General features: G+C 70.6%; 24 protein-coding genes. 9 read left to right on the forward strand and 15 right to left on the reverse strand.

The window, feature by feature from the left end; translation table 11 throughout:
* The first annotated feature begins 785 nt into the window (after positions 1-785).
* Complete coding sequence (locus tag FB559_RS35380) at positions 786-1,772, forward strand: ABC transporter ATP-binding protein (protein WP_141961264.1); 987 nt, start codon at positions 786-788, stop codon at positions 1,770-1,772.
* A complete protein-coding gene (locus FB559_RS35385; protein ID WP_141961265.1) occupies positions 1,769-2,596 on the forward strand; it encodes an ABC transporter permease in 828 nt (275 codons plus the stop codon). The genes FB559_RS35380 and FB559_RS35385 overlap by 4 nt, the downstream gene beginning before the upstream one ends.
* Before the next feature lie 239 nt (positions 2,597-2,835).
* On the opposite strand, the gene FB559_RS35390 is transcribed toward FB559_RS35385, so the two are convergent.
* Together FB559_RS35390 and FB559_RS35395 are read right to left on the reverse strand one after the other, a co-directional pair.
* Complete coding sequence (locus tag FB559_RS35390; protein WP_246122346.1) at positions 2,836-3,183, reverse strand: DUF3099 domain-containing protein; 348 nt, start codon at positions 3,181-3,183, stop codon at positions 2,836-2,838.
* Entirely contained in the window at positions 3,180-4,241 is a 1,062-nt protein-coding gene (locus FB559_RS35395; protein WP_141961266.1) for an alpha-hydroxy-acid oxidizing protein, read from the reverse strand. The genes FB559_RS35390 and FB559_RS35395 overlap by 4 nt, the downstream gene beginning before the upstream one ends.
* 98 nt (positions 4,242-4,339) lie before the next feature.
* Here FB559_RS35395 and FB559_RS35400 point away from each other — a divergent pair, with 98 nt between their 5' ends.
* On the forward strand, positions 4,340-4,552 hold the full coding sequence (locus tag FB559_RS35400; protein WP_141961267.1) for a dodecin: 213 nt from the start codon (positions 4,340-4,342) through the stop codon (positions 4,550-4,552).
* Positions 4,553-4,564: 12 nt separating this feature from the next.
* Here FB559_RS35400 and FB559_RS35405 read toward each other — a convergent pair whose 3' ends face one another.
* A complete protein-coding gene (locus FB559_RS35405; protein WP_141961268.1) occupies positions 4,565-5,296 on the reverse strand; it encodes an MBL fold metallo-hydrolase in 732 nt (243 codons plus the stop codon).
* 111 nt (positions 5,297-5,407) lie between these two features.
* Here FB559_RS35405 and FB559_RS35410 point away from each other — a divergent pair, with 111 nt between their 5' ends.
* Positions 5,408-5,968, forward strand: coding sequence for a TetR/AcrR family transcriptional regulator (locus tag FB559_RS35410; protein ID WP_141961269.1), 561 nt, complete (start codon positions 5,408-5,410; stop codon positions 5,966-5,968).
* 248 nt (positions 5,969-6,216) lie between these two features.
* On the opposite strand, the gene FB559_RS35415 is transcribed toward FB559_RS35410, so the two are convergent.
* The 3 genes from FB559_RS35415 to FB559_RS35425 form a co-directional block, all read right to left on the reverse strand.
* Entirely contained in the window at positions 6,217-6,609 is a 393-nt protein-coding gene (locus FB559_RS35415) for a VOC family protein (RefSeq protein WP_141961270.1), read from the reverse strand.
* A gap of 149 nt (positions 6,610-6,758) precedes the next feature.
* Positions 6,759-8,150: a metallopeptidase TldD-related protein gene (locus FB559_RS35420; RefSeq protein WP_141961271.1), complete on the reverse strand. Its 1,392-nt coding sequence runs from the start codon at positions 8,148-8,150 to the stop codon at positions 6,759-6,761.
* Positions 8,147-9,646, reverse strand: a complete 1,500-nt coding sequence (locus FB559_RS35425) for a TldD/PmbA family protein (RefSeq protein WP_141961272.1) — start codon at positions 9,644-9,646, stop codon at positions 8,147-8,149. Before FB559_RS35425 ends, FB559_RS35420 begins: the two co-directional genes overlap by 4 nt.
* A 115-nt stretch (positions 9,647-9,761) precedes the next feature.
* On the opposite strand from FB559_RS35425, the gene fabG reads away from it, so the two are divergent.
* Together fabG and fabI are read left to right on the forward strand one after the other, a co-directional pair.
* Complete coding sequence (gene fabG / locus FB559_RS35430) at positions 9,762-10,466, forward strand: 3-oxoacyl-[acyl-carrier-protein] reductase (RefSeq protein WP_141961273.1); 705 nt, start codon at positions 9,762-9,764, stop codon at positions 10,464-10,466.
* Complete coding sequence (fabI, locus tag FB559_RS35435) at positions 10,467-11,228, forward strand: enoyl-ACP reductase FabI (protein WP_141961274.1); 762 nt, start codon at positions 10,467-10,469, stop codon at positions 11,226-11,228.
* Positions 11,229-11,315: 87 nt separating this feature from the next.
* Here the strand turns inward: fabI and FB559_RS35440 are convergent, their stop codons facing one another.
* The 8 genes from FB559_RS35440 to FB559_RS35475 form a co-directional block, all read right to left on the reverse strand.
* On the reverse strand, positions 11,316-11,900 hold the full coding sequence (locus FB559_RS35440) for a hypothetical protein (RefSeq protein ID WP_141961275.1): 585 nt from the start codon (positions 11,898-11,900) through the stop codon (positions 11,316-11,318).
* Between the two features lie 296 nt (positions 11,901-12,196).
* Positions 12,197-13,285, reverse strand: coding sequence for a hypothetical protein (locus FB559_RS35445; protein WP_141961276.1), 1,089 nt, complete (start codon positions 13,283-13,285; stop codon positions 12,197-12,199).
* A gap of 185 nt (positions 13,286-13,470) precedes the next feature.
* The gene (locus FB559_RS35450) at positions 13,471-14,949 is read right to left on the reverse strand and encodes a DUF4153 domain-containing protein (protein WP_185792548.1); all 1,479 of its coding nucleotides are present in this window, start codon (positions 14,947-14,949) and stop codon (positions 13,471-13,473) included.
* Between the two features lie 89 nt (positions 14,950-15,038).
* A complete protein-coding gene (locus FB559_RS35455) occupies positions 15,039-16,028 on the reverse strand; it encodes a HAMP domain-containing sensor histidine kinase (RefSeq protein ID WP_141961278.1) in 990 nt (329 codons plus the stop codon).
* Positions 16,029-16,075: 47 nt separating this feature from the next.
* Positions 16,076-16,762, reverse strand: coding sequence for a response regulator transcription factor (locus FB559_RS35460; RefSeq protein ID WP_141961279.1), 687 nt, complete (start codon positions 16,760-16,762; stop codon positions 16,076-16,078).
* 113 nt (positions 16,763-16,875) lie between these two features.
* Positions 16,876-18,240 (reverse strand): FAD-dependent oxidoreductase, encoded by a 1,365-nt coding sequence (locus tag FB559_RS35465; protein WP_141961280.1) that lies wholly within the window; start codon positions 18,238-18,240, stop codon positions 16,876-16,878.
* Positions 18,233-18,904 carry a VC0807 family protein gene (locus FB559_RS35470; RefSeq protein WP_185792549.1) on the reverse strand — a complete coding sequence of 224 codons (672 nt, stop codon included), beginning with the start codon at positions 18,902-18,904 and terminating at the stop codon, positions 18,233-18,235. Before FB559_RS35470 ends, FB559_RS35465 begins: the two co-directional genes overlap by 8 nt.
* Entirely contained in the window at positions 18,904-19,503 is a 600-nt protein-coding gene (locus FB559_RS35475; RefSeq protein ID WP_185792550.1) for a TetR/AcrR family transcriptional regulator, read from the reverse strand. The genes FB559_RS35470 and FB559_RS35475 overlap by 1 nt, the downstream gene beginning before the upstream one ends.
* Before the next feature lie 170 nt (positions 19,504-19,673).
* Between FB559_RS35475 and FB559_RS35480 the strand changes: the two genes are divergently transcribed.
* Entirely contained in the window at positions 19,674-19,934 is a 261-nt protein-coding gene (locus FB559_RS35480) for a hypothetical protein (protein ID WP_141961282.1), read from the forward strand.
* Between the two features lie 270 nt (positions 19,935-20,204).
* On the opposite strand, the gene FB559_RS35485 is transcribed toward FB559_RS35480, so the two are convergent.
* On the reverse strand, positions 20,205-20,426 hold the full coding sequence (locus FB559_RS35485) for a hypothetical protein (RefSeq protein WP_141961283.1): 222 nt from the start codon (positions 20,424-20,426) through the stop codon (positions 20,205-20,207).
* 152 nt (positions 20,427-20,578) lie between these two features.
* Here FB559_RS35485 and FB559_RS35490 point away from each other — a divergent pair, with 152 nt between their 5' ends.
* Positions 20,579-22,312, forward strand: coding sequence for an NAD(P)/FAD-dependent oxidoreductase (locus FB559_RS35490; RefSeq protein ID WP_141961284.1), 1,734 nt, complete (start codon positions 20,579-20,581; stop codon positions 22,310-22,312).
* Positions 22,309-23,730 carry a hypothetical protein gene (locus FB559_RS35495; protein WP_141961285.1) on the forward strand — a complete coding sequence of 474 codons (1,422 nt, stop codon included), beginning with the start codon at positions 22,309-22,311 and terminating at the stop codon, positions 23,728-23,730. The genes FB559_RS35490 and FB559_RS35495 overlap by 4 nt, the downstream gene beginning before the upstream one ends.
* Positions 23,731-23,998: the final 268 nt, after the last annotated feature.

Consider the following 23,998-nt stretch of genomic DNA (forward strand, 5'->3'; position numbering starts at 1 on the left):
AGGCGGGGCTGCCAGAGTGTGCCAAATTCGGTGGGCAAGTGCTCTCGACCCATGCAGGGGTGGCAACACGCCACGGCTGGTCGACGCCCGGAGGTCCGTCCGAAGGTGACGGTCTGCGGGAGGTACGAGAGGCTGCCGTTGATAAGCCGTGACCCGTGATATACGAATCGACGCACGCGGGGAATCCGCCGGCACATTAGCGGCACCGGATCCGCACCCCAACTGTCCGGATGTGGCCGCCCTCCCCAAGATCGTGCAGGTCGGGACATACGCACCAAGCAGGCCGCCAAGACGCTGAAACCGGAAATACCCCTACAGCCGCGCACGAACGACACCCCGGTCGACCCGTCTTGACAGCCTTGACAAACCCCTGGCTCCACCGCCAGGCCGACGGCGTAAGCCGAGAAACAGACCCGGCGACCCACCACGCCCGGCCGAGCAGGCAGCCACCCGCGGAGACCGTACCGCAGCCAACGAAACCCCTGACCAGGGCCAACACCGGCGAAAATCACGATGACGCCCAAGGACCAAGGTGCGAGACCCCGCGCCCGCAAGCCACCGCCGCGTACTCGAAGCGCCGGACCCCCGAAACCCCCGCAAAGAACCGACGCACGGCACCCGACCTACTTTCGGCGTGGGCTGAAATGTGCGCACACCGCCGGATGGCGCAGGAAACATAGCCAGGTGGCGCTCCATATCAACCTAAGGATGGATCCCCCACGTCGTCCGGACGACTAGCGTGATCGTCCTCACGCACCGCCATCAAACGAACTCAGGACCTGCGAATGATCGAGGCAAAGAACCTCACCAAGCGTTACGGCGACAGAGTCGCCGTTGATGACCTGTCCTTCACGGTCGAACCCGGCAGGGTGACCGGCTTCCTCGGCCCGAACGGCGCGGGAAAGTCGACCACGATGCGCCTCATCCTCGGGCTGGACCGCCCCCACCGCGGCGACGCGACGATCGACGGCAAGCACTACCGTGACCTGCCCCGGCCGCTCCAGACGGTCGGCGCGCTGCTGGAGGCGCGGGCCATCCACACCGGCCGCAGCGCGTACAACCACCTGCTGTGCCTCGCGCAGACCCAGGGTGTCGGCAAGAAGCGGATCGACGAGGTCATCCGCCTGGTCGGCCTGGACGAGGTGGCCAAGAAGCGCGCCGGCGGGTTCTCGCTCGGCATGGGACAGCGGCTGGGCATCGCGGTCGCGCTCCTGGGCGACCCCGACGTCCTCATCCTCGACGAGCCGGTCAACGGCCTCGACCCCGAGGGCATCGTCTGGATCCGCACGCTGATGAAGCGGCTGGCCGCGGACGGCCGGACCGTCTTCGTGTCGAGCCACCTCATGAACGAGATGGCCGTCACCGCCGACCATCTCATCGTCATCGGCAAGGGCAAGCTGATCGCCGACTGCTCCACCGAGGAGTTCATCGAGCGCAGCACGGAAGAGATCGTGGCCGTGCGCAGCCCCGACGCCGAGCGGCTCGCCGCCGCGATCGGTGAGGACGGCGGCAAGGCCGAGCTGGGCGACGACGGCCTGCTGTCCGTACGGGAGATGGAGGCGGCCCGCATCGGCGAGCTCGCCGCCGCCGGCGGGCTCGTCCTGCACGAGCTCACGCCGAAGCGCGGGTCACTGGAAGAGGCATTCATGGAGCTGACGCGCGACAGCGTCGAGTACGGCGGTGGAGGCACGGCACCGGAGGCGCCCCAGGTGGAGCCCGGGACACCCATGCCGGAGATGCCGGCCGCGGAGCCGCAGGAGGACCCCCGATGACGACGACCACCGCGGACGCCGCCGCCCCCGACATCCGAAAGGCGGGTTTCGGCAGGCTCATGCTCGCCGAGTGGACCAAGATCCGCTCGGTGCGATCGACCGTCTGGTCCCTCATCCTGCTGATCGTCTTGGATCTGGGCTTCACCGCTCTGCTGACGAGCCTGACCGTTTCGCAGTGGAGCAACGCGGATCGCGGCGACCGGGCATCGGTCGTGGCCGACCCCGCGAGCACGATTCTGGGCAGTGGGTTCTTTCTCAGTCAGTTGACGGTCTGTGTACTCGGCGTGATGGTCGTCGCCTCGGAGTACTCCACCGGCATGATCCGGGCCAGTCTCCTGGCGGTGCCGAAGCGGGTGCCGATGCTCGCCGCCAAGTCCGTGGTCTTCGCCGTGCTGATCCTCGTGCTCGGCACCGCGGTCTCGTTCGCGTCGTTCTTCATCGGCGCCGCGATCCTGCACTCCAAGGCCCCGGTCGCGCTCGGTGACCCCGGCGTCCTGCGCGCGGTCATCGGCGGCGGGCTGTACCTGGCGATGCTCGGCCTGTTCGCCCTGTCGCTCGGCGCCATCATCCGGCACACCGCGGCGGGCATCACGGGCGTCATCGGGTTCGTGCTCGTACTCGCCCCGCTGGCCGCCCTGCTTCCCGGCAAGCTCGGCGACCACATCCACGCGTACCTGCCGTCCGAAGCCGGCCAGCTCATCGGCCATGCGCGCCAGGGCCCCAACGACCTGCTCACGCCCTGGCAGGGCTACGGGGTCTTCGCCATCTGGACCGCCGCCCTGCTGGTGGTGGCGGGGATACTGCTGAAACGCCGCGACGCCTGAGCGACGCGAACCAACACTGCGGGCCCGGTCGGCTGACCGGGCCCGCAGTGTTTTCAGCAGGTCAGCGCATCGACCCAGAAGATGGGCGACGCCGGGAGGATACGGGGGCAATCCTCCCGGCGTCGCGTTCATCGGTGTTCCGACGGGGGCCCGGAACACCGGCAAGGGCGCCCCGACGGGGGACCAGAGCGCCGGTACAAATCGTACACCGAACCCCCCCTGAGTTAGTCAAGACATTGTCACGAGCCGATTTGATCCCGAGGCCCGGAAATTGGCTTTTGGCTCTGGGATTCCGGCTCATACGGCGCAAAACGGGCAGAGCTGTCGGGCTCGCGGCCGCCGTTGGCGAAGATCACTGCAATGTACGGGAGCACCACCGCGCCGATCAGCGCCACGATCGCCAGCCACCGCCCGGATCCGTGCAGGGTCACGGCGAACAGGATGCTGAGCAGGAAACACAGGGCGCGGATGCCCATCGTGATGAGATAGCGCCGCTCGCGATAGCCGATGTCCTCCGACATGGGCCGGTGGGCGTCGGTCAGCGTGTAGACGGCCTCGACGTGGCGCCGCCGGAAGATGCGCTTCACGTCTCCACGTTATGCCGTGTGTTTTCGAAAGCACACAGGCCCCGGTCGATCCGGGTGACGGAAGTCACCCCCGCCAGTCCCATCGCGTGCGCGAGGCCCCCGCACAGCTCCGCCAGTCCGTCCGCGACCGCGTCCTCGCCGCCGGTGGCGAGGCACCACAAAGCCGGCCGGCCCACGAACACGGCACGCGCGCCGAGCGCCAGTGCACGGAGCACGTCCACGCCCGTACGGATGCCGCCGTCGGCGTACACCTCGACGGCGTCGTCGCGTACGGCGCCGGCCACCTCCGGCAGGGCCTCCGCGGTCGTCACGGCCCCGTCGAGCTGCCGGCCGCCGTGGTTGGACACCCACACCCCGGCCGCCCCGGCGGCGGCGCAGGCGCGCGCGTCGTCGCCGCGCAGCACCCCCTTCACCACGAGCGGCAGCCCGGAGATCTCCCGCAGCCACGCGATGTCGTCGTAGGTGACGTCGGCGGCCTGCTCGGCCGAGGCCCGGTCGAAGCCGGGCCCGAGGTTCACGCCGAACATGTCGTCGGGGATCAGGCCCGGGTCGCGGTCGCGCCGCCGCCGTCCGAGGTACGGGGTGTCGCCGGTGAGCACCAGCGCCGCCGCTCCCGCGTCGGCCGCGCGCCGTACGAGGTCGCGGGTCAGCCCGCGGTCGCGCATCACGTACGCCTGGAACCACCAGGGCCCCGCCTCGGCCGCCACCTCCTCGATCCGCCGCGAGCTACGTGAGGACATCGTGAACAGCGCACCGGCCCGGCGGGCGCCACGGGCCATGGCCAGCTCTCCCTCGGGGTGCGCGAGGGTCTGGTAGCCCATCGGGGCCACGCACACCGGAGCGGGCACCTCACGGCCGAGCAGGCGTACGCGTGTGTCGACGGAGGAGACGTCGCGGAGCACGTGCGGGCGCAGGGAGACGCGCCGCCACGCCTCGGCGCTGGCGGCGAGAGTGGTCTCATCCCCCGAACCGCCCGCGTAGAAGTCGAACACGGCCGGCTCCAGAGCCCGCCGCGCGCGCTCCTCGAGCCGCGCGTAGTCCGCGTGGCCGGCGAACACGAGCGCTCAGCCCGTACGGGCCCGCGGCGCCGCATGGCCACGGGGGTCGGCGGGAAGGACGATGATCACCTGCTCATTATCACGGCACAGGAGAAACCATGTCCGAGCGCACCTACCGCGTCACCGAGATCGTCGGAACCTCGCCCGAGACCGTCGACGCGGCCATCAGGAACGCCGTCCGGCGCGCGAGCGAGACACTGCGCCACCTGGACTGGTTCGAGGTGACCGAGGTACGCGGCCAGATCGTGGACGGCGAGGTCGCGCACTACCAGGTGGGTCTCAAGGTCGGCTTCCGCCTCGAGGACTCCTGACCTGGACCCGGTTCACCGGGCCTTCGGGCCGGCGGCGGCCGCAGCCCTGATCTGACGGACCGCCTCGTCGACGCCCTCGCTCCAGGGGGTGCCGTGGCCCGGCAGCAGCCAGGCCGCCTCGATGCCGTCCAGGCGGCCGAGGGAGGCGAGGGCCTGGTCCGGGTCGTCGGTGAACGGCGCCGGCTGGGGGCCGCGCCGGCCGGTCAGGACGTGGCGGGTGGTGAGGGCGTCACCCGCGAAGACGGCGTCGGCGGCGGGGACGTGGACGGCGACACTGCCGGGGGAGTGGCCGGGCATGGCGATGATGCGGGGCGCGCCGGGGAGGTCGAGGGTGTCGCCGTCCGCCACCTCCGTCACCTCGGTGAGGTAGTCGGTGCTCAGGCCACCCTTGCGGGCCGCGTGCCCCATGAAGCGTGCCGTCGCGCCGAGCTTCATCGGACCCCAGGTGGCCTTCGGTTTGTCCTCGCCGCGTGAGCGGGCGGCGTCGGCGGCGTGGACGTAGGTCGGGACGCCGTGGTCGCGGCGGAGGCGTTCGGCGAAGCCGATGTGGTCGGTGTCGCCGTGGGTGAGGACGACGCCGCGGATGTCGCCGACCGGACGGCCAAGTGCGGCCAGTTCGGCGGTCAGTTCGCGCCAGTGGCCGGAGAGCCCGGCGTCGATGACGGTGATGCCCTCGTCGGTCACGATCAGGTGGACCGCGACGATGTCGTTGCCGATGCGGTGCAGGTGGTCGCCGAGCTTCACGGCTGTGCCTTTCCTTCGGGGAGTGGTGCTGATGGCTACGATACATAGCCATCATAGCTATGGGCAATAGCTATAATCGACCTGACACCACCGCCGGCCGGAGGAGCACGGATGCCGACGCCTGAACGGACCTCGCTCGCGGAGATCGTCGAAGCGGCACGGGACATCGTGGAGAAGGAGGGGCTCGCGGACCTGACCATGCAGGCGGTCGCCGTTCGCGTCGGCGTGCGGGCGCCCTCGCTCTACAAGCGGGTACGCAACCGCGACGACCTCGTACGACTGGTCGTGGAGTCCATCGTCCGCGACCTGGGCGAGCGGCTGGACGCGGTGACGGCCGGCGGAGACGCACGCGATGACCTGGGGAGGCTGTGCCGTGCGTTCCGTGCGTTCGCGCACGCGCATCCGGCCGGCTACCGCCTCATCTTCGCCGCGGGGTCCGAGGAGAGCAGGCCGGACGCCGGCTCGCTCGCCAGGGCGGTGCGCTCCCTGCTGCGGATCGCCGGGGAGCTTGCCGGGCCGGGGGAGGCGCTCGAGGCCGCCCGCATGGTCACGGCCTGGCTGTACGGCTTCGTCAGCATGGAGCTGGCGGGCGCGTTCAACCTGGGCGGGGACATCGACCGCGCCTTCGAGTACGGGATCGCCCGGCTCGTCGACTCGCTCGCGAAGGCGTGAACGCCACCGCGACGCGCACGGCGGTGCGCGTCGCGGCGAAGCGCGGTCTCAGTTGGCCGTGAGGCCGGTCAGCGGCAGCGACTGCGGGTCGACCTCCCGGACGTACCGGAGGACTCCTGACCCGGCGGGACGAGGTGGCCGGCGCGCTTTCGACGTCGCCGGGGCGTGGCCCGCCGGGAACGGCGGGCCACGCCCCGGACCTCGTTGTCGTTCGTACGGGCCGAGCCGCGACCGAACCTACCGGCGCCTCACGAGGGCGAATGGCTCCCGTACGGGCGGGTGATGATCTCCATGCCATGTCCGGCCGGGTCCATGAAGTACAGGCCACGGCCGCCGTGGTTGTGGTTGATCTCGCCGGGCTGCTTCAGGTGCGGATCGGCGTAGTAGGCGATCCCGGCCCGCTCGATCCTCGCGAACGCCGTGTCGAACTCCTCATCGGAGACGAGGAACGCGTAGTGCTGCACGGTGATCGACTCGAGTGGGACGGCGGCGAAATCCAGGGTGACCCCGTTGCCGGTGGCGACCGGAACGAACGGGCCCCATGTGGCGCCGACGGAAAGGTCCAGGATGTGGGCGAGGAACTCGGCGGACTCCCGGTTGTCCCGTGCGTGGACGATGGTGTGATTCAACTCGGCTGACATGTGTGGAGTGCCTCCGTAAGGCAACCTCACGGGCACCTCCATGCCTCACCCGGACGGTGACCGACACGCGATGCCGTCCCGCGATCCTAACCACCGTGCAGAGACGTCACCGCGACGCGCGCGCCGGCGCGCGTCGCGGGAAGAGCGCCTCAGTTGGCCTTGCTCACCGTCGACATGTTGAAGTCGGCGACGCGCAGCGACGGCATCGCCGTGCGGGTGAAGTAGTCCGACCACTCCCGGCTGAGGCAGCGTTCGGTACGGCCGGCTTCCTTCAGCCGTGACAGCAGGCCCACCGGGCTCTCGTTGAAGCGGAAGTTGTTCACCTCGCCCACGACCTCGCCGTCCTCCACGAGGTAGACCCCGTCGCGCGTGAGGCCGGTCAGCAGCAGCGACTGCGGGTCGACCTCACGGATGTACCACAGGCAGGTGAGCAGCAGCCCACGGCGCGTGCTCGCCACCATCTCGTCCAGCGTCGCCGTGGCGCCCGGGACCTCCATGAGGAGGTTGTCCACCCCCGGGGTGAGCGGCAGGCCGGTCAGCGCGGCCGACTGGCGCGTCTGGGGCAGCGCGGCGAGCCTTCCCTCGGAGATCCAGTCGACGGGGTTCAGCGCGAGGCCGTTGTCGAAGATCGAGGACTCGCGGCCGGACGCGTGGGCGACGACGAAAGGCGTGCACTCCAGGCCCGGTGCCCTCGGGTCGCTGTGGAGCCGCAGCGGCAGGTTCGACAGGGTGTCGCCGACGCGCGTGCCGCCGCCCGGACGGCTGAAGACCGTACGGCCGTCCTGGGCGTCGCGCGCGCCCGCCGACCAGTACATGTACATCATCAGGTCCGACACCGCGCCGGGAGGCAGCAGCGTCTCGTAGCGGCCCGCGGGCAGGCCGACCCGGCGTTCGCCCCACTTCAGCCGCTTGGCCAGACCGGCGGACATGGCCGCGACGTCGACGTCGCGGAAGTCCGGGGTGCCGGTGCCGGCCCACGCGGACCGGCCCATGTCGGAGGTCTTGGCGTTCAGCTCGAACTTGCCCGTCGGCTCGTCCGATCGCAGCCGCAACCCCGCCGACGTGCCCACGAAGGTGGAGTTCATCTCGTGGATCGCGAAGCCGTACAGCAGGTGCGAGTCGTCCTGCGCCGCGGCGAACGCCTCGCCGAGCGCCGGCGCGAATCCCTCGAACACCCCGACCGACGTCTCGGCCGCCGGGTCGTCCCAGGCGCCGCCCGAGCCTGCCTGAGCGGCGTCGATGAGCGGCGCGGCGTCCTCGGCCGGGCCGCTCTCCTCCGCGGCACGCTCCGCCGCGCGTACGAGGTCCTCGACCTGGTCCGGAGTGACACCGGCCCGCGACACCATGCCGGTCGAGTCGCCCGCGATGGCGATGACGGTGAGGCGGCGCGAGCGCGTGACGCCGTTGGTGGTGAGCGTGTTGCCGGCCCAGCGCAGGTTGGCCCCGCTGGACTCGTCCGCGATCACGACGCAGCCGTCCGTACGCGAGAGCGCCAGTGCCCGCTCGACCGTCTCCTGCGGGGTGCTCCCCGTGCTGCTCACTGACCGGCCTCCTTGACCGCGTTGAGGATGTTGACGCCGCGGAACAGTGCCGAGGGCGCGCCGTGGCTGACCGGCGCGACCTGGCCGGGCTGGCCCTTGCCGCAGTTGAACGCGCCGCCGAGGACGTAGGTCTCCGGGCCGCCCACGGCCTCCATGGAGTTCCAGAAGTCGGTGGTGACCGCCTGGTACGCCGCGTCCCGTAGCTGCCCCGCCAGCCGGCCGTTCTCGATCCGGTAGAAGCGCTGGCCCGTGAACTGGAAGTTGTACCGCTGCATGTCGATCGACCAGCTCTTGTCGCCGAGGATGTAGATGCCGCGGTCCACGCCGGAGATCAGCTCCTCGGTGGAGGGGCCGCCCGGCGCCGGCTGCAGGGAGACGTTCGCCATGCGCTGCAGCGGCATGCTGGAGGGAGAGTCGGCGAACGCGCAGCCGTTCGAGCGCTCCCGCCCGGTCAGGTGCGCGATGCGCCGGTCGGTCTGGTAGCCGACGAACCGCCCGTCGCGGACGATGTCCCAGCTCTGCGTCTCGACGCCCTCGTCGTCGTAGCCGATCGTCGACAGGCCGTGCTCGGCCGTGCGGTCGCCCACGATGTTCATGACCTTGGAGCCGTACTGCAGGTTGTTCAGCTTTTCCGGCGTGGCGAACGAGGTGCCGGCGTACGCCGCCTCGTAGCCCAGCGCCCGGTCCAGCTCGGTGGCGTGCCCGATCGACTCGTGGATCGTCAGCCACAGGTTGGACGGGTCGATGACCAGGTCGTACACGCCGGCCTCGACCGACGGCGCGGCCAGCTTCTCGGCGAGGTATTCGGGGATGCGGGCCAGCTCGGCGTCCCAGTCCCATGCCGTGCCGGTGAGGTACTCATAGCCCCGCCCGACCGGCGGGGCCAGGCTGCGCATCGTGTCGAAGCCGCCCTCGTACAGGCCGACGGCGTTGACGACCGGCGTCACGCGTACGCGCTGCTGGGTGGTCACCGTGCCCGCGGCGTCGGCGTAGAACTTGTTCTCCTTGACCTGGAGCAGCGAGGCGTCGGTGTGGGCGACCCGGTCATCGGCCAGCAGCCGGCGGCTCCAGTCGGCCAGCAGCGCGACCTTGTCGCTCATCGGCACCGAGAACGGGTCGACCTCGTAGGAGGAGACCCAGGTGCGCTCGCCGTAGGACGGCTCGGCCGCGAGCTCGATGCGCTCGCGGTTGATGGCGGAGGCCACCTTGGAGACCTCGACCGCCTGTTCGGCCACCCGGGCGGCGGCGTCGGTCGTCAGGTCGATACCGGCCGCGAACCCCCACGTGCCGTCCTTGACGACGCGTACGGCGAAACCGAGGTCGTCGGCGTCGGCCGCGGTCTCCAGCTGGCCGTCGGACAGTCGGAGGGTCTGCCGCCTGATGCGCTCGAGGCGGAAGTCGACGTGCTCGGCGCCGAGGTCACGGGCCCGCGAGAGCGCGGCGTCGGCGAGCGCGCGCAGCGGAAGGGCGGCAAAGTCTGGATCGATCTCTCGCACCGGTGCAACCTATCGCGTCCTACAAATACCGGCAGGTCACCCTTGGCGGTGCCGCGCTCGTGCTACCCGGTGGTAGCCCAATAGGCTCGCCACGATCGAACCTGGAGGTTTCCGAATGACTCGCTCAGTCCTCATCACCGGTGGAAACCGGGGAATCGGGCTGGCCATCGCCCACGAGCTCAAGAGCTCGGGAGACGCCGTCGCCGTGACCTACCGTTCCGGCGAGCCACCCGAAGATCTCTTCGGCGTACGCTGCGACATCACCAGCGCCGAGGACGTCGACGCGGCGTTCGGCAAGGTCGAGGCCGAGCAGGGCCCGGTCGAGGTGCTGGTGGCCAACGCCGGCATCACGAGGGACAACCTGCTCGCCCTGATGAGCGAGGAGGAGTTCACCTCGGTGGTCGACACCAACCTGACCGGTGCGTACCGCGTCTCCAAGCGCGCCGTACGCGGGATGATGCGCAAGCGCAGGGGCCGCATCATCCTGGTCTCGTCGGTGGTCGGCCTGCTCGGCTCGGGCGGCCAGACCAACTACGCGGCGTCCAAGGCCGGACTCGTCGGCTTCGCCCGGTCACTCGCCCGCGAGCTGGGCTCGCGCAACATCACCGTCAACGTCGTCGCGCCGGGTTTCGTGGACACGGACATGACCGCGGCTCTGGGCGAGGACCGGCAGGCCGAGATCAAGAAGCAGATCCCGCTCGGCCGGATCGCCGAACCCACAGAGATCGCCAAAGCGGTACGGTTCCTCGCCGGCGACGACGCCGCCTACATCACCGGGGCCGTCATCCCGGTCGACGGCGGACTTGGAATGGGGCACTGAATGGGCATTCTCGACGGTAAGCGGATCCTCGTCACGGGCGTCCTCACCGACGCCTCCATCGGCTTCCACATCGCGAAGCTGGCACAGCAGGAGGGCGCCACGCTGGTGCTCACCGGCTTCGGCCGCATGTCGCTCGTGGAGCGCATCGCCAAGCGCCTCCCGGCGTCCGCGCCGGTGATCGAGCTGGACGTGACCGACCAGGAACAGCTCGACGGCCTGGCCGACCAGGTACGCGCGCACGTCGACGGGATCGACGGCGTGGTGCACTCGATCGGGTTCGCGCCGCAGACCGCCATGGGCGGCAACTTCATGAGCACGTCGTGGGACGACGTCGCGACCGCCGTGCAGATCTCGGCGTACTCCCTCAAGTCGCTCACGGCGGCCTGCCTGCCGCTGATGAAGACCGGCGGCTCGGTGGTCGGGCTCGACTTCGACGCCACCATCGCGTGGCCGGTCTACGACTGGATGGGCGTGGCCAAGGCGGGCCTGGAGTCGACCGCACGCTACCTGGCCAAGTACCTCGGCCCGGAGGGCGTCCGCGTCAACCTGGTCGCGGCGGGCCCGCTCAAGACGATGGCGGCCAAGAGCATCCCGGGCTTCGGTGAGTTCACCGACGTGTGGCCGGAGCGTGCGCCGCTCGGCTGGGACGTCTCCGACGCCGTACCCACCGCGAAGGCCTGCGTGGCCCTGCTGTCGGACTGGTTCCCGGCCACGACGGGCGAGATCGTGCACGTCGACGGCGGAGTCCACGCCGTCGGCTGACCCCGCACCGGAACGCTGCGATGGAGACCGTACGGCGGATGCCGCCGTACGGTCTCCTGCGTGGCGGCCGGCGTTCTCGCCGGGGAGTCAGTCCTCCCGCCGCCGGCGCAGCACGCTCAGGTTGAGCGCGGCCACCGCGCCGATCAGGCCCGAGGCGGTCGCGACCAGCGCAGGCGGCACCGTGTCACCGGCCGGCGCCGACTCCGCGACGAGCTGTGCCGGTACCTGACCGGTGGGCGCCGACTCGGGAACGACGAGCGGATCCTGCGGTGCGATCTCGGGCAGCGCGGGCGCCGCCTGAGATGACTCGGGTACGGGCACGCTGGCGCCGCCGCCCACCGGAAGCGGGGGCGGCACGCCGACCGAGTCGCCGCCGCCGGGAGGCGCGGGCTTCGACGCGGGTTTCGGCTTGGGCTTCGGTTTGGGTTTCGCGGCGGGCTTGGGTTTCGCGGGCGCGCTCGTGGACGCCTTCGGCGGCGCCGCGGGTGTGCCCTTCCCTGCGCCGAGAAGGCCGCAGAGCAGCTTGCCGAGCTTGCATTCGTCGACGCCGGTCACGGCCGTCGGTGTCTCCGCCGACGCCGTACCGGTCCCCGCGGCGAAGAACACGAGCGCCCCGGCGGACAACGTCGCCGACGCCGCGCCGACGCGTCGCCAGTCTCGTTTCAATGCCATATCGCTCCCCTTCAACGGACCCTATTGAACATCACGTCCAAGGAGCTGGCCAGTCAGTACTTACTTACCAGACGCGCAGCGACGCCGTGGTCGCTACCGGTGAGCGAAAACGGCGTGTGGTCAGCGCCAATGCCAGTCCTGCGTGTCGAACCCGGATACCGTCGAGGCCGAATACCCGGTGGTTCCTCCGGCAAACGGGCTCGGGCCTGGCGGAGGGCTCGAGGCGGCTACATATGAGTCGCTGCCGCCCGCGGGCGCGTTCGTTCATGCGGGACCGTCTTGCGCGGGCGTGGCATTCATTGTCGTTGTTCGATCTTGAAGTAGCTGAATCTCACGGCCGCGGGAGCCCCTTCGACGTCCACAAAGGTGAACGTGTGAATTCCCATCGCACCAGGGCCCAGTAGTGGCGATCCGGCCTCGAGGTACGATGCAATTTGTTTGCCGTTTACTTTCAGGGTGAGTCGAACTCCGCTCGTGTGGGGAGCGTCGTTGCATTCGGCTACAATCCGATTGTCCCTGAATGCGTCGAAATGGGGTATTGCTGTGGCGGCCGTTGTCCGGTTCGGTGTTCTAATATAAGCGTATCCGGCATGGGTGATGCTGAACTCGTAACGCGAGTCATTATTGGGGGTGCCGCGGCACCAGGCGCCCCATCCTCCGTTTCCGGAGATCATTCGCGCTACGGCCGTGAGGCGAACATTGGCGCCCATTCTGACTATCGGCGCGGGTGACCATTCAGCCTTCCCTCGTGCCGCATCCATCTGGTATGCACCGGAGGTGTAGCGCTCTTCGCCGCTACCGCTCTTGCCTACTGTCCATCCCTGGGATGCGTCGTGAAAGTTCCCCTGATAGAGGACATCCCAGCCGTCCGAACGAGACGGCCAATACAGGATGAGTAACCCCAGTAAGATTAGAGTAGTGATCGCGCCTGCGCCAATAGCGTCCTGTCTCTTGCGTTTTTTCTTCCCGGTTCGGCTGTTGCTCTCGCCTTGACCGAAGAGAAGGAGAAGCATGGTTATCAGAACCGCGATGCTGAACACTATGGTTGCACTGACCGTGCTTTTGGCGCTGGTCGCCTCGTTTGTTAATAGGTTGATTAATACCGTCAGTGCCGCCGTGGTGCCGATGGTGACAAATTTCCAGCGCCTTCTGGCGCGAGAGAAGTAGGCGATCCGGCGGTCGAGATCCACCCATTCGAGTCGCCATCCCACGCTCCGCCAGGCAACACCGTAGCCGCCCTGATCTGCGGCTTCCCACCATGATTTTCTCGTATACGCTTCGGGTGGCAGTATCCAGCCGGTTTCCTGGCTGATGGTGGCGAAGTTTATTCCGGTCGTGTCCTCGTCGGTATATGTAAGGCTGTAAACACTATACGGCGGCTGCATAGGTCTGCCGTTTTTGTGCCATTTCGCCCCCGAACCTCGGCGCTGAGGATTCGATTGTCAGATCAACCTCAGCTTTCGGCTACCCCCGAGTCCGGGGTATGCGCCCATATGTCGTTCGGCCTGCTCGGGTCGGGATCAAGCGTCGGAGGCTGGTTCCGGCCATGGGACCGGCGCATCTGGACGGCTCAGCACGTAGGCGACCGCTGGATCGGGTGGCGCCGAAGCAGGGCGCGGGCCCGGGTGCGGGAGAGGTTGAGGCTGGTCCACGAGTCGCCGTGCCGGAGGGCGTCGTCGAGATGGCGCAGGGCGCAGGAGCGCTGTGGCTCGGGGAGGCGGTCGAGGGCGGGGACCGCGTCGGCGGACAGCCAGGACAGGTACGTGAGATCGGCTTTGCCGGTGTGCCGGAAATGGTCGACGTTGCGGGCGGCGATGAAGCCGTCCGGGTTGAGCAGGCCGAGGGCCAGCAGGCCGACCGCTCCGCTCGCCGCGAATGCGCGAGGTAGCCAGGCCGCCTTGAGGCGGATGCCGGCGATGGCGATGAGCACGATGAGCAGGCCCATCCAGAGTTCGAAGGCGTGCACCCAGAGCCGCAGCCTCGTCCAGCCGTAGGAATCCTCGTAGAGGTACAGCCGGCGCAGTGCCACGGCGACGACCACCAGGGTCAGGGCGCACAGCAGGCCGAGGAGGGTGCGGACGGTGGCGCGGTCCGGCCGGTTGCCGGTCGGGGCGTAGCGGACGGCGACGGCCACGACCATCAGGACCAGGCCGGTGACGATCAGCAACTGCCAGAAGCCCTGCCGGGCGTACTGCGCGTACGACAGGCCGGTGGAGCGCAGCAGGCGATCCTTGTCGGAGGCCAGCAGCACGTCGGCCTGGACCGCGACGAACGCCAGGAACAGCAGGTCGAGCGCGGCGATCGGGATGATCCAGGGAGTACGGCCGACGGGGGAGGCCGCGGGCGGCCGGTTGAAGCGAGGCGTGGCGACGGCTAGGAACGCTCCGGTTAGGACGAGGGTGGCGGTACAGCCGAAGATGACGATCCGAAGGATCAGCGGCCCCACCGAGAGATCGGGGACCAGCCCGGAGACGGCCCGGCCGAACGCGGCGTCCGCGGTGGCGAACAGTGCGCCGAACACCCCCAGCAGCACGCCGGCGACGAGCAGCGAACCGGCCATTCGCCTCGTCGGGCCGCTCATGGACCGGGCGCCCGTGGCCAGGCCGCGGCCCGCCCAGGGCACGGAGTGCCAGGCGGCCGGCAGGAGCGAGAGCCCGCCGCCGAGCAGGTCGATCCAGGAGCGACCGCCGGTCAGGGCGTACGACCCGAGCGGTACGGCCAGCGTGATCGCCAGGGCGGTGATCCAGCCGGCGTCCACCAGAGCGGGCAGCGCCAGCAGCGCCACCGCGAGCGCGGCGAACACCAGCGACGTGCGGTCGCGGCGGGCCACCGGGAACAGTGCGGCCGGTACGGCCACCCCGACGACCAGGACGTTCAGCCCCAGGCGACCAGGGAAGAAGGTCGCGGCGAGCAGACCTGCCACCGCCGCCCCGGCCACCAGCACCGAGGAGACCGGCCGCGGCGCCTGCGGCCACACCACCAGCAGCGGCTCGCTCCGCGTCGCCCCGGCGACCTCGGCCGAACCCGACCAGGCCACCCCGGACGGCATGGGCGGGGAGGGGGCCTGGACGGGCTGTCTCCGTTCCGGTTCCGCGAGGTGGGGCGGGAGATGTGGCCCGGGAGGCTGGGGAAGATCGGTCATGACGTTCCTTCGATGGGTTGTGGAAGCAGGACGCGGATGAGGCAACCGGCCGCGGAGTCGGCCACGGCGATCTGTCCGCCGTGCAGGTCCACCACCCAGCGCGCGATGGCGAGGCCCAGGCCGGTGCCGCCGCCGGGGGAGCCGACGTGCGAGGCGGAGCCCCGGGAGAAGCGTTCGAAAACCTGGGCGCGTTCGCCGGCCGGGATCCCCGTGCCCTCGTCCTGGACCTGAAGGGAGAGCGCGCCGGCCTGCGGCCCGGCGGTCACCGTGACCGTGCCGCCGGGCGGACTGTGCCGGGCCGCGTTGTCGAGGAGGTTGGCGACGACCTGGTGCAGGCGGTCGCGGTCGGCGCGGACGGTGAGGCCGGATTCGGCCCGTACCGTGAAGACCGGGTCGGGATGGCCGACCCGGGCCTCCGCGACGGCGGCACGCAGGAACGGGCCGATCTCGAAGCTCGCCAGGTCCAGGGAGACCGCGCCGGCCTCGACGCGTGACAGGTCGAGTAGCTGGGTGATCAGGCGGCCGAGGCGTTCGGTCTGCGCCACGGCGCCTTCGATCACCTCGGAGGTGGCCGGGGTGACCCCGTCCGCGACGTTCTCCAGGACCGCCCGCAGCGCGGTGATGGGAGTACGGAGCTCGTGGGACACGTTGGCGACGAACTCCCGGCGTTGCTGTTCCACCTCGGCGAGATCGGCGGCCATCCGGTTGAAGGCCCGGCCCAGCTCGCCGACCTCGTCCCTGGAGGTCACCCGGACCCGGCGACGGTAGTCGCCGCGTGCCATCACCCGCGCCGCGGCCGTCATCTCGCGCAACGGTGAGGTCATGCCGTGCGCCAGGATCTGGGTCATCACGACGGAGATCAGCAGCGCGACGGGGAGAGTGATCCGGCCCCGTACGCCCAGGCCGTACCCCCACACCAGCATCAGCCCGCCGGCGCAGGCGTTGCAGACGGCCAGGAGACCGAGCTTGACCTTGATGGATCGCATCGGGTCCAGGGGTCGCGGCAACGCCGTCCACAACCGCCGGAGGAGGTTCACGGAGTGATCTCCAAGGCGTAGCCGACGCTGTGCACCGTACGGATGAGGTCCGCGCCGAGCTTGCGGCGCAGCGCCTTGACGTGGCTGTCGACCACCCGGGTCCCCGCGCCGTCGGACCAGTCCCACACCTGTTCGAGCAGGACCGCCCGGGTCAGTACCGTGCCCGGCGTACGGGCCAGGCTGTTGAGCAGCTCGTACTCGATGGGCGTGAGGTGCACGGGCGCCCCGTCCACCGAGACCTTGCGGGCGGCCCGGTCGATCTCCAGTGGACCGAGCCGTACGACGTCACGTACGGGTGCCGCGGCGGCCAGCGCGGCGGCGTGCTCCACCCGGCGCAGGAGCGTCCTGACCCGGGCCGTCAGCTCGCGCATGCTGAACGGCTTGGTCAGGTAGTCGTCGGCTCCCACCGCCAGCCCGACGAGCAGATCCGTCTCGTCGTCCCGCGCGGTCAGCATCAGGACCGGAGCCGGCCGTTCGGCCTGGATCCGGCGGCAGACCTCCAGCCCGTCCATGCCGGGCAGCATGAGATCGAGCACCACCAGATCGGGAACGTAGGCCCGGAACCCTTCGACCGCCGTCGGCCCGTCGCCCACCACCCGTACCTCGAAGCCTTCGGCGCCCAGCCGCGCGGCGACCGCCTGCGCGATCGTGGGCTCGTCCTCGACCACAAGGATCCGTTGCATGTCCGCGACGCTAGAAGCCCGCCGCGGAGATCACGCGGACGATCTGTGGGGATTCTGTGAAGATCGCGGTTGCTGCAACCGGGCGGCCGCGGAGGTGCCCGGCGCCACCGCTGCTATGCCGATACCGACGTTCTGTCCGAGTGGGCCGGTGCCCGGGGGCCGAACCACCGCCGCAGCGTCGCGTCCAGGCCCGGTCCGCCGGCCCATGCCACGTAGCCGTCGGGGCGCACGAGCAGCGGCTCCGTGCCGTCGCGGGTCTCGACGCGGTCGGACCAGCCCGCCGGCAGTGACGCGCCGACGAGTACGGCGCGGCCGTCGGGTGCGGCCGGGACGTCGGTGGCGCGGCCGGTGGTGCCGGGGTAGATGATCCCGACGCCCGACAGCTCCGACGCGACGCCGCGGCGTGCGTCGGGCGCGGCGAGCAGCCCGGTGACGATCTCCCGGACCGCCGACGCGTCGGGGTGGGGTACGCCGAGCACCCCCTGCGCCCGGGTGCTGACCAGCACACGGGCGGCGACCGGGTGGCGCTCGTCGTGGTAGCTGTCGAGCAGCCCGCCGGGGGCGTGCCCGCGGACCTGCGCGGCCAGCTTCCAGCCGAGGTTCACCGCGTCCTGCAGGCCCAGGTTGAGCCCCTGGCCGCCGACCGGGAGGTGGATGTGCGCGGCGTCGCCGGCGAACAGCACGCGGCCGTGGCGATACCGCTCCAGCTGCCGCGCCGCGTCGCCGAACCGCGAGGCCCAGAGCACCTCGCCCACCTCGATCTCCGGCCCGTGTGCGGCGGTCAGCGCCCGCTGCACCTCGCCGGCCGTGACGGGCGCGTCGCGGTCGAGCCGTTGCTGCTCCTCGCCACCGACGACCACGCGGTAACGGCCGCCGGAGAGCGGCAGCAGGAACCCCGACGCGACCGACGGCAGCCGCCACTCGTCAGCGAGCCCGGCGGGCTTCCTCGCGAGCGTGAGGTCGGCGACGACGAGCGAGATCCGGGCCGAGGTGCCGGGGAACGCGGCCCCCAGCAGCGTACGGACCGTGCTGTGCCCGCCGTCGGCCGCGACGAGCCACCCCGCCCGGTGGACGCGACCACCCGCGGTGACCGTGACGCCCGTGGCGTCCTGCTCGACGGCGGTGACGGCCGCGCCGCGCAGCACCGGCGTACGCAGCCGCGCCTCGATCGCCGCCGCCACGTGCGCCTGCTCGATGCCGAGCTGGTACGGGAAGCGTGTCGGCAGGTCGGTGTAGTCGATCGGGATGCCCGAGAAGTGCCCGGCGGGCAGCCGCGCCTCGACGTACGGCTCGAGCGCGGCGAGCAGGCCCCGGTCCTCCAGAACCTCGATCGACCGGGGCTGCAGGGCGAGTGCCTTCGACTGCGTGGCCGGCCGGGCGTCGCGTTCGAGGACCAGCACGTCGAGCCCGGCACGCTCCAGCTCGTACGCGGCCAGCAGGCCGGTCGGGCCCCCGCCCGCCACCAGGACGTCAGGCATCGAGGTCCTCCTTGCGGAGGTACCAGACGTGCCAGCAGACCAGGCAGGCCAGCGTGGCGAACCACACCGCGGTGGTGACCCCGGAGATGAGGTCGATCGGCAGCGTGTAGACGAGTGCGACGTGCACGACCGCGCTGGCGAGCAGCACGGCGCCCCAGACGGCTGTGTTGACGCGCAGCCCGCGGCGGAACCGGGGGTCGGTATCCCAGCGGGCCGCCCATGCGGCCGCCCCTTCGGCGCCGCGTTTGACCTCCGCGATCGCACGGCCCATCGTCAGCTGGGCGGGCCTGCCGACGAAGACCGTGACCAGCATCCACGCGCCGAACAGCCCGCCCAGCGCGGCGGTCCATCCCTCCCGGATCGCGAGGGTGCGGGGGTTGTCCGACAGCAGGCCGAGCACGACGGAGAGCACCAGGACGCTGAGGGTGACCATGGCGATGAGGTCGACCCGCCGGTCACGCACGATCGTCCACAGCACGTACGGCGCGGCCACCAGGACGCCGGCCATCAGCGCCCACCACTGACTCACACCGGCGGCGCGCAGACCGTAGAACAGCACCATCGGTACGACCACCTCGAACACGACGGTCACCACGTTGGCGCGGATCAAGCGGCGCAGACCCACGTCGGGTTCGGTTTTCACCTCGGGCCTCACGTCGATCATCACGCGGATCCTCTCTCGTCGAATGCGGTCGCCCGCACGTACAGGTCGGCGAGCTCGCGGCCGAGGCGGGCGAGCTCGGTGGGTCCGGGCGCGTCGGCGACCGCGGCGACGACGACGGCGTCGAGGCCACTGGTGAGGGCGGTCGCCACGGTCCGCGTGTCAAAGGGACAGAAGACGCCCGCCGCCTGCCCGGTGCGGAAGTGCTCCTCGAACAGGGCGAGACGTCCGTTGACGCCGGCACTCTGCGCGGCGCCGTTCTTCACGATGTCGATCAGCGCCCGGACGGCGGCGGGATGCTCGCCGACGAGCGCGACGTTCGACTCGACGTAGGCGCGCAGCTGCGCGACGTGGCCGACGGCGGCGTCGAGGTACGGCTGCATGAACGCCCCGGTGACCTCCTCGATCTCGGCGACACACGCCGCGAGCAGGTCGTCCTTGCCTGCGAAGTGGTAGCTGATCATGCCGGTGCTCGACAGTCCGGCGTGTTTGGCGATCCGGCTGAACGACGCCTTGGCGTAGCCGTCCTCGGCGATCACCTCGATCGCCGCCGTCACGATCTGGGCTCGCCGGCCGGACTCGGTGAAGGTTCTTGCTCGCATGAGCAAAATTTAGCTCGCTCAAGCAAATCGCGCAAGCCGTACGGCCCGGGGACCCGCGACCGGAGAAAGGATGCCGAACATGGTGCGGCCGGACGGTGTTCGGCCGACCTGGTGGGAAACGGCGGTGGACGCGCCAGGCCGACACCTACGACGGGGCGGCTCCTGTCGTCATGGTGAGCACCGATGTCGTGGCGATGGCGTACGGGCAGAGCTCTGACGACCATGTCACCGCGCGGGTGGACGTTCTCGATCCGGCCACCGGACGGGAGCTGTGGCACCGGGATTTCGGGCAGCGGGGCGGCGCCACGGTCTTCCGGGACGCGACCTACGCCGCCGCGTGTACGGGCTCCGGAGGGTGCGCGGTCACCCGCCGCCATCCGCGGACCGGGCAGGCCCGCTGGACGGTGCGTACGGCGGGCAGGCCGCGTTGACGACCGCGCGGACCGTCATCGTCGGCGTCGGCGACGACGGTGACTGCCGGACCACGTTGCGGGGGTTCGACGCTCATGGCGGCGGTTCGCGATGGCGGGTCGAGGCCTTCGGCTTCCGGTACGGACGCGCAGTGATGCTGGACACCGCGAGCGGTCGCGCGCTGTGGTGGTTGGTCACAGGCAGGCGTGGGGAAGGGCTGGATCGCCCTGGGGTCAGCAGCCGCGGAGAATGAGATCTCCTGCTACACCTTGTGAACGACCCCTCGGTGCCTACCTGCGGCGGTCGTCCATCCAGCCCGTGCCCGGCCCTCCGCTGCCTCGTGAGAGCGCGCGGTATGCCTGGACGTCGCGGCGGGTCTCACGTATCGGCAGCCAGATGCGGTTGGGATCCTTGATGGCCTCGTTCCTGCGGCGGCGGCGCAGATCCGAGACGGCGGCGATCACCACGAGCCCGACGATCACTCCGAGGAGTGTTAACCCGATCGAAAGCATGAGTCCAGTATCTCCCGGCTGCGTCCGCACCAAACGGGACAGAGGCGGGCAAGGCACAGGCGGGACAACCCGGGCTGTTCGTGCGACGCTGGGGCGAGCACGGCCTGGGACGAGTGGGCGGGGCCGCTCACGGCGCGGGACGGTGAAGCGGCATGCGGCTGCAGGAGTACGGACCTACGGCGCCCGGGGGCAGCGCCAGGCTGGTCATCGGGATGGGCAGCGGCCTGGTGTCGGGGCTGGTGTTCGGCGCGTTGATGACCTGGCAGCACTTACTCGCGTCCCACGGCACGTACGGCTGGGCCGCCTTCGCGGCGTACGCGGCGGTCACGGGCGCTCTGCTCGGCGCGATCGTCGGGCGGCGGCCCTTCGGCCCGGCGGTGTCCGCGTCGGGCGGCCTGCTGCTCGGCCTGCTCGGCTGGGTGGTCTGGTGGCTGACCGTGGACCCGCTGCTGCGCGGCACCACCCCGACCTGGTCGATCGCGGCCGCCACGGCCGCCTATCCGGAACTCGTCGGCTCACTGCTCCAGGGCGCCCTCGCCGGCACGCTCTTCCACCTGTCCGTGACCCGCTTCAACGAACGCGCGGGCCGCCGCCCCGCCGAACCCCCGGCACGCGTACCGCGCGTCGTCATCGTCGGCGGCGGGTTCGGCGGCGTCAGTGCCGCGCGCCGGTTCGAACGGCTGAGCCTGCGGGGCCACCGCGTCGAGGTGACGCTGATCAGCGACTCCAACTTCCTGCTGTTCACGCCGATGCTCGCCGAGGTCGCCTCCGGTGGCCTGGAGGCCCAGCACATCAGCACACCGGTACGTGCGGCCGTCGCCCACACCAGATTCCGGCACGGCCGCGTCGTCGAGGTCGACGTCGTACAACGCCTGGTCCGCCTCGGGACGGGAGCCGTCGTCCCCTACGACCACCTCGTGCTGGCCGTCGGCTCCGTCCCGCACTTCCTGGACCTGCCGGGCATGGCCGAGCACGCCTTCACGCTCAAGTCGCTCGGCGACGCCGCGCGGCTGCGCGACCGGGTGCTGACCCTGCTGGAGCGCGCCGACCAGGAGACCGATCCCGCCTCGCGGTCCCGGCTGCTGACCTTCGTCGTGGCGGGCGGCGGGTTCGCGGGGACCGAGGCGGTCGCCGAGCTGTACGACCTCACCCACGACGTGCTCCATTTCTACCCCGGCATCCACCCGGACGAGCCGCGCTTCGTCCTGATCCACTCCGGCAGGCGGATCCTGCCCGAGCTGTCGGAGCGCCTCGGCGAGTACGCGCTCGGCAAGCTCGAGGCCCGCGGGATCGAGTTCCGTCTCGGCGTACGCGCGAGCGGCGTCACCGACCGCGACGTACGGCTGGGCGACGGAGCGGTGATCCCGACGGCGACCTTCGTCTGGACCGCGGGCAACCGGCCCAGCCCCCTGCTGAAGACCCTGCCCGGCGAACACGGCCGTGGCGGCTCGGTCGTCGTCGATCGCATGCTGCGCACCTTCGAGCTGGAGGACGTCTGGGCGATCGGCGACTGCGCCCAGATCCCCGCCGCCGACGGCACCCCGTACCCACCGACCGCCCAGCACGCGATGCGCGAGGGCAAGGCCGTCGCCGACAACATCGCCGCCGTCCTGAAAGGGCGCCGCCCCAAACCGTTCCGCTTCACCACCATCGGAATCTTCGTCGCGCTCGGCCACCGCACCGCCGCCGGAGAGATCCGCGGCCACCCCTTCTCAGGCCTGAGCGCCTGGCTCCTCTGGCGCGGCATCTACCTGGCCAAACTGCCCGGCCTCGAACGCCGCCTCCGCGTCCTGCTCGACTGGAGCCTGGACCTGGTCTTCCCCCGCGACATCGTCGTCACCGGTCCCCCCGCCGAACCTCCGGTTCCCGCGCGGGGTGTCCAGTGACGCCCGCCCGTACGGCCGCGCTTCCCCAGGGCGCGCTGCCGGGCATGCTCGCGGGGCTGGCCGGGGGCCTGGTCTTCGGGGCGGCGATGCGCTCCCTCGGCCTGCTCTCGTCCGTGGCCGCGCTCGCCCGGTCCGGCTCTCCCGTGCTCGGCTTCGCGCTGCACATGGTGATCGCGGCCCTGGTCGGCGCCGGGTTCGGGCTGCTCGCCGTGCACCAGCGGATCCGGTCGTACGAGCTGGTGTTCTGGGGCCTGGCGTACGGCGTGTTCTGGTGGTTCCTGGGCGCCCTGACCCTGCTGCCGCTGCTGGCCGGAACCCCGGTGACCTGGAGCCTGCGGACGGCGCAGGCGACCGTACCCAGCCTGCTCGGCCACCTCTACTACGGTGTGGTCACCGCCGTCGTCTTCGCCTTCCTGTCCCGCGGAGGCGGCGAGGCGGAGGTCAAAGATCATCTGAGGCCGAAAACGCTGCTCCGCGGTCTGCTCGCCGCCGTGGTCGCCGGCGGCTTCCTCGTTCTCGCCTTCGGCGCCGGGCGCCTGGGGTGGCTCCCCGCCATCGCGGTCTGCATGGGGATCGGCTATCCGCTCGTGTTCACCGGCCGGGCCGAGGGCACCGGGCCCGCTCTCGTACGCGGAACCGCGTACGGCTTCCTGTGGTGGGTCGTGGTCGGCCTCACCCTCGCCCCGCTGTTCGATCACGGCCGCCTCGACTGGTCCCAGCCCGCCGTGGCGGCGGCCACGACCAGGCTGCCGCCGTACCTGCTGGCGGGCGCCGGAACCGCAGCGGTGTTCGGCTGGCTCGGCTCACTCGCCCGCAGCCTGTTCGTGGACGACGTGCGGCTCCTCCACCACGAGGCCGGCACCCGCGGCCTGCGCGCCGTCGGCTACGGCGCACTGTCCGGGCTGGTCGGCGGGGTCGTCTTCGGCTTCGTGTGGGGAACCGTGGACGTACTCCCCACCGTGGCCCGCCTGGTGGGAGCCCGCGGCGCCGTCGCCGGCTGGATCGTGCACCTGGTCATCGCCCAGCTCATCGGCGTCTCGTACGCGGTGCTGTTCCGCGGACGCAGCTACGACCTGACGTCGGGGCTGGGGTGGGGACTGTCGTACGGCTTCTTCTGGTGGGTGTTCGGCGCCCTGACCCTGCTGCCGGTGCTGCTCGGCCAGCCGCCGAGGTGGAGCGCCGTGGCCATCGCCGCGGCCTTTCCCGGCCTTGTCGGCCATCTCGCCTATGGCGGCGCCCTGGGGGCGGCCTATGCGTGGCTGGAGCATCGGGAGAACCCCTGGTGGGTGGCGCGCAGCCATACGGAAGCCGTCCGCGCCACCGCCCGCCGGGAACAGGTCCTCGGCTCGGCCCCCGCGCTCTGGACCCTGACCGTCCTCATCGCCCTCACGATCCCGGTGCTGGTCGCCGGCAACTGACCGCGACGATTCTGTCACGCTCACGGCCTCGGAGCCGGGTTCGACCTCATCAGCACGCTGAACAGGCCGTGCGGTCGGCCTTAGGGTGCTCGGCAATCAGCCGGAGGAGCCGTTCCCCACGCTGTCGCTTTTCGAGCCAAGCCCGCCGAGCAGATACGCAGGCATACGCGGATGAGTGGCACAGACTGCCCAACGAACGATCGTCACATTGTCGATCTTGCTATGACTCGGCCGCTTCTTGCCGACCCCTGATTCCGGGGATGGAGCT

The organism is Actinoallomurus bryophytorum (genome assembly GCF_006716425.1).
Classification (GTDB): domain Bacteria; phylum Actinomycetota; class Actinomycetes; order Streptosporangiales; family Streptosporangiaceae; genus Actinoallomurus; species Actinoallomurus bryophytorum.